The organism is Demequina sp. TMPB413 (assembly GCF_020447105.2).
In the GTDB taxonomy this organism is placed as follows: Bacteria; Actinomycetota; Actinomycetes; order Actinomycetales; family Demequinaceae; genus Demequina.
In genome coordinates this window covers 2,342,504-2,356,353 of sequence record NZ_CP096184.1, presented here as the reverse complement: position 1 = coordinate 2,356,353, position 13,850 = coordinate 2,342,504, and the positions used below count along the sequence as shown (strand labels likewise).

General features: G+C 66.3%; 13 protein-coding genes. 12 read left to right on the top strand and 1 reads right to left on the bottom strand.

The genetic code is table 11. The features are described 5' to 3' along the window. Window positions 1–6: 6 nt before the first annotated feature. The 10 genes from gcvH (at window position 7) to LGT36_RS11315 (ending at window position 10,264) form a co-directional block, all read left to right on the top strand. The gene (gene gcvH, locus LGT36_RS11360; protein WP_226095238.1) at window positions 7–387 is read left to right on the top strand and encodes a glycine cleavage system protein GcvH; all 381 of its coding nucleotides are present in this window, start codon (window positions 7–9) and stop codon (window positions 385–387) included. Further along, on the top strand, window positions 384–965 hold the full coding sequence (locus tag LGT36_RS11355) for an NUDIX domain-containing protein (protein ID WP_226095237.1): 582 nt from the start codon (window positions 384–386) through the stop codon (window positions 963–965). The genes gcvH and LGT36_RS11355 overlap by 4 nt, the downstream gene beginning before the upstream one ends. Window positions 966–1,056: 91 nt before the next feature. After that, window positions 1,057–2,118 carry an iron ABC transporter substrate-binding protein gene (locus LGT36_RS11350; RefSeq protein ID WP_226095236.1) on the top strand — a complete coding sequence of 354 codons (1,062 nt, stop codon included), beginning with the start codon at window positions 1,057–1,059 and terminating at the stop codon, window positions 2,116–2,118. Window positions 2,119–2,126: 8 nt separating this feature from the next. Then, entirely contained in the window at window positions 2,127–3,734 is a 1,608-nt protein-coding gene (locus LGT36_RS11345) for an iron ABC transporter permease (protein WP_226095235.1), read from the top strand. Beyond that, window positions 3,731–4,786, top strand: coding sequence for an ABC transporter ATP-binding protein (locus tag LGT36_RS11340; RefSeq protein ID WP_226095234.1), 1,056 nt, complete (start codon window positions 3,731–3,733; stop codon window positions 4,784–4,786). Before LGT36_RS11345 ends, LGT36_RS11340 begins: the two co-directional genes overlap by 4 nt. Window positions 4,787–5,016: 230 nt before the next feature. Next, window positions 5,017–5,208 (top strand): YHS domain-containing protein, encoded by a 192-nt coding sequence (locus LGT36_RS11335; protein ID WP_226095233.1) that lies wholly within the window; start codon window positions 5,017–5,019, stop codon window positions 5,206–5,208. A gap of 80 nt (window positions 5,209–5,288) precedes the next feature. Continuing rightward, window positions 5,289–5,570 carry a metal-sensitive transcriptional regulator gene (locus LGT36_RS11330; protein ID WP_226095232.1) on the top strand — a complete coding sequence of 94 codons (282 nt, stop codon included), beginning with the start codon at window positions 5,289–5,291 and terminating at the stop codon, window positions 5,568–5,570. A 102-nt stretch (window positions 5,571–5,672) separates the two neighbouring features. After that, window positions 5,673–6,719, top strand: a complete 1,047-nt coding sequence (locus LGT36_RS11325) for a type II glyceraldehyde-3-phosphate dehydrogenase (RefSeq protein WP_226264577.1) — start codon at window positions 5,673–5,675, stop codon at window positions 6,717–6,719. 120 nt (window positions 6,720–6,839) lie between these two features. After that, complete coding sequence (locus tag LGT36_RS11320) at window positions 6,840–9,308, top strand: cation-translocating P-type ATPase (RefSeq protein ID WP_226095249.1); 2,469 nt, start codon at window positions 6,840–6,842, stop codon at window positions 9,306–9,308. An 86-nt stretch (window positions 9,309–9,394) separates the two neighbouring features. Next, window positions 9,395–10,264 (top strand): DMT family transporter, encoded by an 870-nt coding sequence (locus LGT36_RS11315; protein ID WP_226095250.1) that lies wholly within the window; start codon window positions 9,395–9,397, stop codon window positions 10,262–10,264. Between the two features lie 87 nt (window positions 10,265–10,351). On the opposite strand, the gene LGT36_RS14170 is transcribed toward LGT36_RS11315, so the two are convergent. After that, window positions 10,352–10,474, bottom strand: coding sequence for a hypothetical protein (locus LGT36_RS14170; protein ID WP_255633259.1), 123 nt, complete (start codon window positions 10,472–10,474; stop codon window positions 10,352–10,354). A 276-nt stretch (window positions 10,475–10,750) separates the two neighbouring features. Between LGT36_RS14170 and LGT36_RS11310 the strand changes: the two genes are divergently transcribed. After that, window positions 10,751–11,071, top strand: a complete 321-nt coding sequence (locus tag LGT36_RS11310; protein WP_226095251.1) for a heavy-metal-associated domain-containing protein — start codon at window positions 10,751–10,753, stop codon at window positions 11,069–11,071. After that, on the top strand, window positions 11,068–13,848 hold the full coding sequence (locus tag LGT36_RS11305) for a heavy metal translocating P-type ATPase (RefSeq protein ID WP_226264576.1): 2,781 nt from the start codon (window positions 11,068–11,070) through the stop codon (window positions 13,846–13,848). Before LGT36_RS11310 ends, LGT36_RS11305 begins: the two co-directional genes overlap by 4 nt. The last annotated feature ends 2 nt before the right edge of the window (window positions 13,849–13,850 follow it).

Here is a 13,850-nt window from a genome sequence, read left to right as displayed (position 1 = left end):
GTTGTCATGTCCTCGGTTCCCGCAGACCTGCTGTACTCCGCCGAGCACGAGTGGGTGTCAGGCGACGTCGAGCCCGGCTCCGTCGTGACTGTTGGCATCACGGAGCACGCCGCGAAAGCCCTTGGCGACGTCGTGTTTGTTGAGTTGCCCTCCGTGGGTGACAAGGTGACCGCAGGCGAGGTGTGCGGCGAACTCGAGTCCTCCAAGGCGGTGAGCGAGTTGTACTCGCCAGTGAGCGGCACTGTCACCGCCGTGAACGAGGCACTCAACGATGCCCCGGCAGCCATCAATGACGAGCCCTACGAGTCTGGCTGGATCTTCAAGGTTGACGTGTCGGAGGACGTCGAACTGCTCGACTCCGACGCCTACTCTGACCACATCGCGTGAGCGTGGACGCGCCGATTCCTAGCGCGTCCTCAGAACCCGGTCCCTTTGGGCCCGGCTCCGTTTCAGGATCGCCTGGCGAGCTGCTGATCGTCGCTGGCGCGCTGACCGATTCCTTCTCCTCGCCGCGTCTCCTGCTCGCGGCGCGTCGCACCGCCCCTGAATGGGCACGTGGCATGTGGGAGTTCGCTGGCGGCAAGGTCGAGACCGGCGAGACGGTCGAGCTGGGGCTGCGGCGCGAACTCCGCGAGGAACTCGGTGTGGACATCGTGCTGGGTGACGAACTGCGCGGGCCGGACGTCTCGGCCGTCACCGGTGACGCAGTGTGGGAGATCCGTGCGCCCGGTGAGATCCCCGCGCCAGGAGTGGAGCCGTCCCCGTTGCGTTTTGTGATGCGGCTGTTCTGGTGCGAACTCGCGCCAGGCTCCGCAGAGCCTGAGCCTCTTGAGGATCACGACGCGGTGCGCTGGCTTGAGCCGGGGTCCTGGCGTGACGGCGTGACGTGGCTTCCCGCCGACGAACGCATCGTCGCGGCGTTGCTGGACGATGCGGTCGCGAGGCATCGCCGCAGTCATTGCTGAGGAGTACCACGAATTACGCAATTGACTCGTTGCGTAATTACATATTAGGCTCGCCTTACTCCGTCCCCAGCTCCCCTCAGGAAGGCCCCCTATGACCGCCTTGCGCCCAGCCGCCGTCGTGACCGCTGCCCTGGCCGGGCTCACGCTCAGCGCGTGCGGCCCGGCCGAAGTCGACACCGCGCCGACGCCGGACGCAGCCGCCCCCTCGTCCGCCGTCGCCGATGGGACCTTCACGCTCTACGCCGGACGCGACCAGGAGTTGATTGATCCGCTGATCGAGCAGTTCGAATCCGACACCGGCATCAGCGTCGACGTGCGCTACGCCGGGAGCACCGAACTGGCCGCCCTGCTGCTTGAGGAAGACGACGCCACCCCAGCCGACGTCTTCCTGTCACAAGATGCGGGCGCGCTGGGAGCCGTCGCGAAGGCAGGCATGTTCGCCACCCTGCCAGAGAGCATCACCCAGACGGTCCCCGCCGGCTTCACCTCCACGGATGGCTCCTGGGTGGGTGTCACCGGCCGCGCACGCGTGATCGTCTACGACAGCGAACAACTGAGCGCCGACGAGGTGCCGACGGCGGTCGCGGCCCTCACCGACCCGCAGTGGGCCTCCCAGGTGGGCATCCCTCCCACCAACGCATCGTTCCAATCCTTCGTGACCGCGCTGCGCGTGCTTGAGGGCGAGGACGTTGCCCGTGCGTGGCTCGAGGACATGAAGGCCTCAGACGCACAGGTCTATGCGAAGAACACCCCCATCCTTGAGGCTGCCAACGCCGGCGAGATCAAGTTGGGCCTGATCAACCACTACTACTGGTACCGCATGGCCGCCGAGGTGGGCGCCGAAAACATGCGCGCCCAGTTGGCGTTCCCTGAGCCGGGGGATGCCGGCAGCATCGTCAACGTCACGGGGGCCGGTCTGCTTGAGGGAGCCGCGGATGACGCCGACGCGTTGCAGTTCATCGAGTACCTCGTCTCCGAGTCCGCACAGCAGTACTTTGTGGACACCACTTACGAGTACCCGCTGATCGACGGCGTGGCGGCACCAGAGGGTCTGCCAGCCCTTGAGTCGCTGACCAACCCTGAATTGGACCTGTCTGACCTCGATTCGTTGGGGGAGACCACCGCTCTGCTGGTGGAAGTCGGCCTCCTGTAGGGAGACACATGCAGTCCGCGCGCGACACGGCGGCGGGGAGTTCTGAGGCGACTCTGACCCCCCGTCGTCGTGTGCGCGCGCCGAGCGTGCGGCTGGTCTTGCCGGTCTCCGCCGTGGTGGCTGCCATGTTGGCGGCCATTCCTTTGGTGTACCTCGTGGTGAGGGTGGCCCAGGCAGACGGCTCCGAGATTGTTGATGCACTGTGGAACCCGCGCATCGCGACACTGATGCTCAACACCGTCGGCCTGGTGGTCGCAGTGGCGGCGGCGTGCCTGGTGCTGGGCGTCGCGATCGCGTGGCTGCTGACTCGCACCGATCTGCCGGGCCGCCGCGCGTGGCTCGTCGTGTCCTCCTTGGCGCTCGCAGTGCCCTCGTATGTGGCGGCATTCGGGTGGATCGCGACCACCGATGTGAGGGGCTTCTGGGGCGCGTTTCTTGTGCTCACGTTGTGCAACGTGCCGCTCGTGACACTGCCGACGATCGCCGCACTTCGCCTCGCCGACTCGGCCAGCGAAGATGTGGCACGCACACTTGGCCGGGGCAGGTCGCGGGCATTCCTCGAGGCGACGTGGCCGCAGATTCGCCCCGCCTCTCTTGCCGGGGTGCTGCTGGTGGCGCTGTATGTGCTGAGCGACTTCGGGTCCGTCGCCCTGATGCGCTACCAGGCTTTCACGTGGGCCATCCAGGTGGCCTACGAGAGCCTGTTTGACCGCACCCTGGCGGCCGTGATGTCCGTGGTCTTGGCCGCGATGGGGATCGCGCTCGTGGCGGCCGAGCGGCGCATTCGGGGCGCCCCGGCGCGCATGGGATCGACCGTGGCGGCGCGCACCCGGCCAGTCCTTGTGGCGCTGGGCCGGTGGCGCTGGCTCGCCCACGGCGGGCTCGCGGTGGTGGCGGCGCTGTCGCTCGGCGTGCCGCTCGGTGCGCTGGCCCGGTATCTGTTGCTGAGGACCGAGACCTCCACGACGGTGAGGATGGGAGGCCTACTGGCCGACGCGTTGTCCACGGTGGGGCTTGCGGTGGCGGGCGCGGTAGTGGCGCTTGCCCTCGCCCTACCCATTGGCATTTTGGCGGCCCGCTTCCGCTCGCGCCTGGCGACCGCAACTGAGTCCGCCAGCTACCTGGGACTGGCCCTACCGGGCATCGTTGTGGGCCTGTCGCTCGTGTTCTTCTCGCTCAACGTGGCGCCGATGCTGTATCAGTCGATCTGGATGCTTGCCTTCGCCTACGGTGTGCTGTTCCTGCCCAAGGCAGTAGGCGCCGTGCGATCGAGCATCGTGCAGGTGGAGCCCGGCTTGGAGGACGTGGCCCGCACCCTGGGTTCGACGCCCGCGGGGGTGTGGACCCGCGTGACCGCACGCATCGCGTGGCCGGGCATCGGGGCAGGCGTGCTGCTGGTGGCGCTGACGGCCATGAAAGAATTGCCAGCGACGCTGTTGCTGCGGCCCACGGGTACGGAGACGCTTGCAACATCGCTGTGGCGGCTCACATCCGGTACCGCCTACGCCGCGGCCGCGCCGTATGCGCTGGTGCTGATCGCGGTGGCCGCCGTGCCGGCGTTGCTGCTGACGCGGGAAGTCGCAGGCGGCAAACGCCACCCGGAGGAGACACTGTGAGCGAACTGCAGGTACGCAAGATTGTGGCGGGCTACGACTCCGCGCCCGTGTTGCGAGGCATCACCTTCACCGTGCCGCACGGCAGCCTCACCGCCGTGCTCGGACCGTCGGGTTCGGGCAAGTCCACGCTGCTGCGCGTCATCGCCGGACTGAACCGGCCGGTCGAGGGTGCCGTCGTCGTCGACGGCACGGTACTGTCCGGCCCCCGAGTGCACGTGGCCCCTGAGCGTCGGCGCATCGGATTGGTACCCCAGGACGCCGCGCTGTTTCCGCACCTCGACGTGCTCGCAAACGTGGGTTTTGGCTTACCGCGCGCGCAACGCCGTGCCCGAAAGGCGCTGGACCTGTTGGAAATGGTGGGCATGACCGATTACGCCACCCGCATGCCAGGCGAGTTGTCCGGCGGGCAACGTCACCGCGTAGCTTTGGCGCGAGCCCTAGCGACGGAGCCGGATGTGGTCCTCTTGGACGAGCCGTTCTCCGCCCTCGACGCGGCGCTGCGTGCTGAGGTGCGCGGCCAGGTGCGCCAGGTGCTGCGGCGCGCGCAGTCCACGGCGGTGCTGGTGACGCATGATCAGGACGAGGCGCTGTCCATGGCGGATCAGGTGGCCGTGGTGGACGAGGGTCGGCTCGTGCAGGTCGGCACCCCGGCCGAGATCTACGCCAAGCCCGTCTCCCGATGGCTCGCACAGTTCGTCGGCGGAGCGCTGGTCCTGCCGGGCACGTGGAACAACGGTACGGTGGCCAGCCCACTGGGAGTGGTGCCCGCAGACCTCGCCGACGGCCACATCGCCCATCCTGGCGACACCGTGGACCTGGTGCTGAGACCAGAGCAGCTGTCCTTGAGCGCCGTGGGCGCTGGCAGCGGCCGCGGCGTCATGGCCATGGTCCGCGATGTCGCCTACTTCGGGCACGACGCGGTGGTCACGATGGACCTGCCAGCCTGCGAGCAGCCTCTGCAGGCACGCGTGCTGGGCGACCAGCAGTGGCGGCCGGACAGCGAGGTGCTCGTCAGTGTGCGGTCGGCCGGGTTGGCCTTCGCGCGTCAGTGAGTCGGCGCAGACCTTGGATTCTGAGGCGAGACGACGGTACAGCCCCGTCCCTGCGCGCCGTGACGGTGAACTCTCTTTGAGTGTTGATCAAATCTTCAGCGGACCTCGGTCGGACCCACATCACAGTGCTGTCCACTGGGTAGTGGATACCCACCCGGGGTATTGCGATAACATCTCACCAGCGGCACATGCCCGGTGGTTGAGGTCCGATGCGATCCAAGGAGCACGTCATGGCACACCAGCGCCGAACCTCTGAGCACAGGTCTGAGCACAGCACGGCCACCGACCCGGTCTGCGGAATGACGGTCGACCCCTCGACGACGGCGGTGAGCCGGGATAACGACGGCGTCACCTACTACTTCTGCTCCGCGCACTGCGTGGAGACCTTCGACGTCGACCCGTCCCGGTACGCCCCGGCATGACCCCGACCCTGCCCAGGCCATTCGCCCAGGGCAGGCAAGCAGCACCGCGGCGACGCGGACCGACAGCAAGGAAGATTGAGATGGCGACAACTAATGGCGGGAAGGCGGATCTGTTGAAGCGCCTGAACCGCATCGAGGGTCAGGTCCGTGGAATCGCGCGGATGGTGGACGATGACAAGTACTGCATCGACGTCCTGACCCAGGTCTCGGCGACGTCCCGCGCGCTGCACAGCGTGGCCCTGATTCTGCTCGATGACCACATGAGCCACTGCCTCGTTGAGGCCGCGCGTGTCGGTGGTGTCGAACAGGAAACTAAACTCAAAGAGGCATCGGATGCCATCGCACGGCTCGTTCGCAGCTGAGAGAGCTCTTGGCCCGAAACGGGCCGTCGACCGAGGATGTCATCCCCGCATGACCTGCGCGCCGACGCGGCGCGCCCAAACAACGAATGGAGACGATGTCACGTGAGTACTACCCGTGTTGCTGTTAATGGTTATGGAGTAATCGGCAAGCGTGTGGCCGATGCCGTCCGCGCGATGCCGGATATGGAACTCGTCGGTGTCGCCGACGTCGCATCGGACTGGCGGATTCGTACCGCGGTGGGGCATGACATCCCGATCTATGCGGCCAACGAGCAGGCCGACGGGACGATGCGCGCCGCCGGTGTGGACGTAGCCGGGAGCCTGCACGAACTGCTCGGACAGGTCGATGCAGTGGTGGACACGACGCCAAAAAAGGTCGCGGCCCTCAACTTCGATGCCTACCGAGCCGCCGGGATCAAGGCCGTGTTCCAGGGAGGGGAGTCGCACGCCACCACCGGTCACTCCTTCGTTGCCCAGGCCAACTACGCGACCGCGCTCGGCCGGGACACCACGCGCGTCGTATCCTGCAACACCACGAGCATCGTGCGCGTCCTCGGGGCGCTGCGCGATGCCGAACTCCTAGCTCGGGGCCGCGGCGTCCTCATCCGTCGCGCCACGGATCCAGGAGAGTCTCACCTCGGTGGCCTCATGAACACCGTGATGCCCGAGCCGTCGATCCCTTCGCACCAGGGCCCGGATGCCCGCACGGTGCTCCCCGACCTCGATGTCGTGACGATGGCCGCCAAGGCCGCGCACACCCAGACTCACAACCACTTCTGGACACTGCAGTTGACGCGGGAAGCGACACGCGACGAGGTTCTTGACGCACTGCGGGCCGCTCCGCGCATCGCCTTCATCCGGATGGCCGATGGCCTGGTCGCGTTGAACACCACCGTCGAACTCATGCGTGATCTTGGTCGACCCCGCGGTGACATGTGGGAAGTCGCGCTCTGGGAGGACGTCCTCAGCGTCGAAGGCGATGAGGCCTACCTGACCTACCAGGTCTACAACGAGGCCATCGTCGTGCCGGAAACCATCGACGCCATCCGTGCTTTGGTCGGAAGCGTCACCGACGGTCCGACCTCGATTGCCATGACCGATGCGGCCCTGGGGATGCGTCAGGAGTTTCTGCCCGCTCCCAGGCCATGATGCACCACGCTTGAGCCTGCATGGCAACCGCCGAACCCCGGCGAGTAACCTGCAGAGAGCGCCTCGATAGGCCTCGACATATCGGAGACCGGTACGACACCCACTAAGGAAAGGTTAACCATGACGACCAAGAGCACTGTCCTACAGATTGGTGGGATGCACTGGGCGACATCTGCCGCAGTGGTGGAAAAGACACTCCGGCGTAGGCCCGGCGTGGTGTCGATCGAGGCGAACATGGTTGCCCAGACCGCGTCCGTCTCATATGACTCCGACCGCACCGACGTTGCGGAGTTGTCCGGATGGATTCGCGACTGCGGTTTCCACTGCGACGGGCAGTCAGTGCCTGAGCACGTGTGCGACCCCATGGCTGATCCCAGCGATTCGAGCGACTCCGACGCACACGCGGGCCACGACGCACACGCGGGCCACGACGCACACGCCGGCCACGACGCACACGCCGGCCACGACGCACACGCGGGCCACGGGGACGGTGCGGATGCCGATCATTCCGCGCAGTCGGTGATGGGCCACGGAGGCAGCCACGGCGGCGCGTCCATGGCGGACATGGTCCGCGACATGCGCAATCGGTTCCTGGTCGCGGTGATCCTTGCCGTGCCGATCTCCCTGTGGTCCCCGATCGGTCGGGACGTGCTGGGGCTGGAGGACCTTCCGTCGGTGTTGGGGCTGCGCGACGATGTCTTCACCCTGATCCTGTCCCTGCCGGTGGTGTTCTACTCGGGCTGGATCTTCTTCGACGGTGCCTACCGGGCGCTGCGGGCCAAGACACTGGACATGATGGTGCTGGTGGCCGTCGCGGTGGGTTCGGGGTGGTTGTACAGCGTCATCATCACCCTGACAGGGGGCGGCGAGGTCTTCTACGAGGCCGCGGCCGTATTGACCGCATTCGTGCTACTCGGGCACTGGTTCGAGATGCGGGCCCGCGGCGGGGCCAACGATGCGATCAGAACCCTGCTCGAGTTGGCTCCGTCCCAGGCGATGGTGATTCGTGACGGAACGCCCGTGGAGGTTCCCACCTCGGAGGTGGTGGTCGGTGACCTGCTCCTGATCCGTCCGGGGTCGAAGATCCCTGTCGATGCGGTCGTCGAGGAGGGTGAGTCCGAGGTCGACGAGTCGATGGTCACCGGGGAGTCGATGCCAGTGGAGAAGCTGCCGGGTTCCGAACTGATTGGCGCCTCGATCAACACCACCGGGACCCTGCGGGCCCGGGCCACGAAGGTGGGCGCGGACACCGCACTCGCGCAGATCGTGAAGATGGTCCAGGAGGCGCAAAACTCCAAGGCACCCGGGCAGCGCCTGGCCGACAAGGCAGCCTTCTGGCTGGTGTTCGTCGCCCTCATTGGCGGCACGGCTACCTTCCTGGTCTGGTGGCTGGTGCTCGGCGAGCCCGTGCAGTTGGCGATCCTGTTCGCCATCACGGTCGTCGTGATCACATGCCCGGATGCCTTGGGGCTGGCCACGCCGACGGCGGTCATGGTCGGGACCGGGTTGGGCGCACAGCGCGGCGTGTTGTTCAAGAACGCCACGGCGCTGGAGGTGTCGTCTCACATCGACACGGTCGTGATGGACAAGACCGGCACCTTGACCAAGGGCGAGCCAGAGGTCACCGACGTCGTCGTGGCCGACATGGCCGAGGACGAGATGCTGGCCTTGGTGGCGGCCGTCGAGAGGGAGTCCGAGCACCCGCTGGCCCGGGCTATCGACCAGCATGCGGCCGAGCGGGGTCTGCCTACGCTGAAGGTGAGTGAGTTCCTCAACGTCCCCGGGCACGGCGCAACGGCGACCGTCGATGGACGCCGCGTCCTCGTCGGCAACCTGCGGCTGATGGCCAAGGAGAACATCGACCTCGGCACGCTCGCCGCGAGCCGCGACGAGCTCGCAGCCGCGGGCCGCACAGCCGTCCTGGCCGCCGTCGACGGACGTGCGGTGGGGGTCATCGCCCTGGCCGATGCAGCGCGGGAAACAGCGGCCGCGGCTGTCGCGGCCCTGCACAAGGTCAACATCAAAGTGGTGATGCTCACGGGAGACAACGAGGCCACGGCCCTGCGCATCGCCGACCAGCTGGGAATCGACACCGTCATCGCCGAGGTGCTACCGGGAGACAAGGCGGAGAAGGTCGCCGAACTGCAGCGGGCGGGCAAGCGGGTCGCGATGGTCGGCGACGGCGTCAACGACGCCCCTGCCCTGGCCACGGCGGACATCGGCATCGCGATCGGCGCTGGCACGGATGTCGCCGTCGCGACGGCAGATCTCGTGCTCATGCGTTCAGACCCGTTGGACGTGCCCATCGCCCTGCGCATCGGCAAGGGTACGGTCCGCAAGATGCGACAGAATCTTGGGTGGGCTGTCGGCTACAACGTCATCGCGCTCCCGATCGCGGCGGGTGTGTTCTACCCGTCGTTCGGACTGCTCCTGCGTCCCGAGATCGCGGCGCTGACGATGGCCGGGTCGTCCTTGATCGTCGCGGTCAACGCCCTGATGCTCAAGCGTCTGCGCCTTCCGGACGCCGTGACGTCCGTGAAGACGCTAGCCTCACCCGCCGTGGAAGCAGCTCCCACGGCTGGGCGGTGACCGGCTTAACCCTGAGAGGTGGGCAGGAGGCCGGCGGACTGGCCACCGGGGGCGTCGCGGAGCCGCGACGCCCCCGGCCGCTACGGATGCTCTTCATTGCCGTGGCGCTCGCCGCCTGCTTCGTCGCTATCCGTCTCGGCCTGCGGGATGCGCCGCTGCTGTGGTTCGCGGCGCTGCGCGCCATGATCGCCGGGGTGGTCCTGGTGATGGTGGCAGGTGTCCAACGGCGCCCGATGCCCTCCGGCGGGCATGCGTGGGGGCTGATCACGGTGCTGGGGCTGGTGAACGTCACGGTCGCGTTCGCGGCCATGTTCGCTGGCGTGTCCGAGCTGGCAACCGGCACCGCCGCGGTGCTCGCCAATGCTCAGCCGTTGCTCATCCTGCTGCCAGCGTGGTGGCTCTACGGGGAGGCTGTCTCCTTGCGGACAGCGGGGGCGTTGCTGGCTGGCTTCACCGGCCTCGTCCTGGTCGCGGTCCCCGGCGGTGGCGGTAGCGGCGCGGCCCTATCCGTACTGTCTGCGGTGGCAATTACGGGCGGAACGCTCTTAGCTCGGCGCCTGGGTGGACTCGATGTGATCATGGCGATCGGCTGGCACCTCATCCTCGGCGGTGCGGCCCTAGTGATTTTCGCCGCCGTTGTTGAGGGGCCGCCGGTGATCTCGTGGACACCCAGGTTTGTCGCCGTCTTGGCCTTCCTGGCCGTTGTCGGTACCGCAGTGACCACAGTGCTCTGGTTCATTGAGGCGCGCCGATCACGGCTGGATGTCCTGACCGCGTGGACGTTCCTGACGCCTGTTCTCGGCATCGTGCTGGCTGCGGTGGCATTCGGCGAACAGCCCACGGGCTGGACTGCGGTCGGTTTGGTGACGGTGCTGGTGGCCTTGTGGGTGGTCGTGCGACCCGCCCGGGAACGAAACTCCAAACGGCGCGTGCCCTTCAGGCGCGCTCGGGAGTGATCCGCCCCAACGGGAAGTCTTGCCGGGCGTCGACAACTTCGCCGAATTCAAGCCGTGCGGGCGAGGCGATGGGGCGTCTGTGGATGCCTAGCCCTTGCAGCAGCCCCCGCCACCCTGGTGGGCGGACGCGGTAGCGCTGGTATCCGCCGTGGTGGCGCTCGAGCAGCAACCGGCGTCGTCGGCCTGGTCGTCCTTGCAGCATGTGCTCACGGGTGTCTCCTTCATCGGTGTGCTGTCGGCGGTTCTCTGTTCTACCGCGACGTCATCCAGTCTTGTTGGCGACGGTGAAGATTCGACACCTCGCCCCATCAAGGTTCCATGAAGGTTAATCGGCCAGTAGCGCCGATCAGGCACCCGTCGAAGGGGTTCGGGTTCGATCCCGCCCTCAATCTTCATGGAACCTTCATCGAGCCGCAGTGGGAACTCAGTCCATGCGTGTCGATACTTATACCCTACGGGGGTATAGTACGTGAAGGAGGTTGAGCGATGAATCACAAAGAGTTGTTCTCTGTCGAGGGACTCATGTGTGGCACATGCCTCGTGGAGGTGCTTGAGCGGCTTCACGATGTCGACGGCGTGGCAGACGTGGGCATCAGCCTGCGCGTCGGTGGGCATTCGCCGGTAGTGGTCCGGGGCGACGAGTCGGTCGCTCGCGAGGCGCTCGTCACTGCGGTGACCGAAGCGGGATTCACCATGACCGATCACAGTTTCAGGGCTCTGCCGACCCGGCAGGACCCACGTATGGACCAGCACAAGCGTGACCGCACTTCAGCGGCCGGGATGCAGATAGGAGGTAGCCGGAGATGACGACATTTGTGGTTATAGGTTCGGGGGTGCTCCTCACACTGGGGGCACTATGGTTTTTCTTTGGTCCGAAACGGACCGGACGCGCCGATCTGGACGGCGGGGTACAGGTGGTGCGGATCAAGGTTCAAGGCGGCTACAGCCCCGAACTGGTCCAGGTGACCCGTGGCGTGCCGGTGCGAATGGAATTTGACCGGCAGGAGGCCGGTGAATGCTCCTCGCGGGTGGTGATGCCGGACTTCAAGGTCAACCTCGGGCTCCCCGCCTACGAGACCACGTCGGTGGAATTCACCCCAGGCGAGACGGGGAGCTTCGGCTTCGCATGCGGGATGAATATGATGCGCGGCCGACTCATCGTTGTTGACGGTGAGGATGCGGACTCGGGCGGAAGTCCGGCGGACGCCGCGGCGGTCGCAGAGGTCGAAACCCCTGCTGGCATGCCGCCCGTCGAAGACGATTCAGAACACAAGGGGGTCGACTCGCTCACGGCGGCGCAAGCCGAGGAAGCCGAGGAGCGCGACCGTAACGCCGAGATCGCGGACCTGAAGAAGCGGGTCATCTTCGGAACGATCCTGACTGCCCCGGTTGTGCTCGCTGTCATGGGAGCCGAACTCTTTAATGTGAGCTGGGTCCCTGGATTCTTGATGAACGACTGGTTCCAGTTCGCACTCATCACACCGGTGATGCTCTACACGGGGTGGCCGATCCACCGCACTGGCTGGCTCGCGCTGCGCCACCGCGGGGCGGAAATGAACGCCTTGATCACGATCGGTACGATCGCCGCCTACGGATTCAGCGTGGTCGTGACGGTCGCGCCTGCACTGCTTCCGCCCGAGATGCGTGAGGTGTACTTCGAGGCGGTCGGCGTGATTATCACCCTGATCCTGCTCGGGCGCCTGTTCGAGACTCAAGCCAAGGCAGGCACGGGTGAGGCGATTCGCACGTTGATCGGTCTCCAGCCCCGGACAGCACGAGTTCTGCGCGACGGCGCTGAGATCGACATCCCGATCGAGGAGGTCATCAAGGGCGACGTTGTTGTGGTGCGGCCGGGGGAGAAGCTTCCGGTGGACGGCGAGGTTGTCGATGGCAGGTCTGCAGTCGACGAGTCGATGATCACCGGTGAGCCAATCGCCGTGAGCAAGTCGGTGGGCGACGAGGTGATCGGCGCGACCATCAACCAAACGGGGACGTTCCGCTACCGGGCAACCAAGGTCGGCGCCGACACGATGCTCGCTCAGATCGTCAAGATGGTCCGCGAGGCCCAGGGCTCCAAGGCGCCGATTCAGCGCGTCGTCGACCAGGTCTCGAGCTACTTCGTGCCAGCGGTCGTCATCATCGCCATCTGGACCTTCGTGACCTGGGCCCTGATCGGCCCACCGCCGGTGTTCCTCTTCGCACTCGTGGCGAGCGTCTCAGTCCTCATCATCGCCTGCCCCTGCGCTCTTGGGCTCGCCACACCGCTTTCCATTACGGTCGGGACCGGCAAGGGGGCCACTTCCGGGATCTTGATTCGTTCGGCCGAGGCACTCGAGACGGCCCACAAGCTCGACACGGTCGTCCTGGATAAGACGGGCACCATCACCATGGGAAAGCCCGAGCTCACCGACGTTGTTCCGAGCGAGGGATTCACAGCCGACGAGGTGCTCCAGTTGGTCGCCTCGGTCGAGCGGTCGTCCGAGCACCCGCTGGCCGCGGCCATCGTGGCCGGGGCGCTGGAGCGCGACCTGGTGCTGGACGATGTCGCCGAGTTCGATTCGTTCACTGGCAAGGGCGTGGGTGCCCGGTTGCACGGACGCAACATCCTGATCGGCAACGCCCGGTTGCTCGTGGAGGCCAGCGTCGACGTGGAGGGCCTCTTGGACGAGCAGCAGCGACTTGCCCGAGACGGCAAGACGCCCATCCTGGTAGCGATCGACAACCAGCCCGCGGCAGTCGTGGCGGTGGCGGACAAGATCAAGGAGGGTTCCATCGCCGCAGTCGCCGCTCTCAAGCAGCGGGGTATCGCCGTGATCATGATGACCGGCGACAACCGCACCACAGCTGCAGCGATCGCCCGAGAGGTCGGCATCGAACGCGTCGTGGCCGAGGTGATGCCGGAGCACAAGGCGCAGGAGGTCAAGCGGCTGCAGGGTGAGGGGCGCGTCGTCGGGATGGTCGGCGACGGTATCAACGACGCCCCGGCCCTCGCCCAGGCGGATGTCGGCTCCGCGATTGGAACCGGCACCGACGTCGCGATCGAGTCGTCGGACATCACGTTGATCTCCGGGGCGCTCGGCGGGTTGGTGACGGCGGTGGACCTCTCGAGGGCCACCATGCGTAACATCCGTCAGAACCTGGTCTTCGCCTTCGTCTACAACGGGGCTGGCATCCCGATCGCGGCTGGAGTGCTGTATCCGGCATTCGGCATCACCCTCAGTCCGGCGATCGCGGCTGCGGCAATGGCGTTGTCTTCCTTGTCCGTGGTCGCCAACGCCAACCGGCTACGCCGCTTCACACCGGCAACGCTCCCGCAAGACATCACAGTTTCGACCACCGAACCGGTGGTCGAAATCGGAACAGACAATCAACTGGAGGACACCATGACAACCACTCCCGCCAAAGTTACTGACCTCGTGTGCGGTATGAGCGTGGACCCATCGACCGCAGCCGCGAGCGTGGAGCACGAAGGACAGACGTACTACTTCTGCTCCCATGGCTGCCACAAGAGCTTTGTCGAAAACCCGAACAACTACGTTCCTGCTGGCCACGACCACGACTCTCACGAGCACCACTCGCACTGACC

Bases quoted from the DNA above. Each gene is read 5' to 3' on its own strand.
- LGT36_RS11335 (WP_226095233.1), top strand. From the start codon at position 5,017: ATGGCACACCAGCGCCGAACCTCTGAGCACAGGTCTGAGCACAGCACG.
- LGT36_RS11330 (WP_226095232.1), top strand. From the start codon at position 5,289: ATGGCGACAACTAATGGCGGGAAGGCGGATCTGTTGAAGCGCCTGAAC.
- gcvH (WP_226095238.1), top strand. From the start codon at position 7: ATGTCCTCGGTTCCCGCAGACCTGCTGTACTCCGCCGAGCACGAGTGG.
- LGT36_RS11305 (WP_226264576.1), top strand. From the start codon at position 11,068: ATGACGACATTTGTGGTTATAGGTTCGGGGGTGCTCCTCACACTGGGG.
- LGT36_RS11315 (WP_226095250.1), top strand. From the start codon at position 9,395: ATGCTCTTCATTGCCGTGGCGCTCGCCGCCTGCTTCGTCGCTATCCGT.
- LGT36_RS11345 (WP_226095235.1), top strand. From the start codon at position 2,127: ATGCAGTCCGCGCGCGACACGGCGGCGGGGAGTTCTGAGGCGACTCTG.
- LGT36_RS11310 (WP_226095251.1), top strand. From the start codon at position 10,751: ATGAATCACAAAGAGTTGTTCTCTGTCGAGGGACTCATGTGTGGCACA.
- LGT36_RS11320 (WP_226095249.1), top strand. From the start codon at position 6,840: ATGACGACCAAGAGCACTGTCCTACAGATTGGTGGGATGCACTGGGCG.
- LGT36_RS11350 (WP_226095236.1), top strand. From the start codon at position 1,057: ATGACCGCCTTGCGCCCAGCCGCCGTCGTGACCGCTGCCCTGGCCGGG.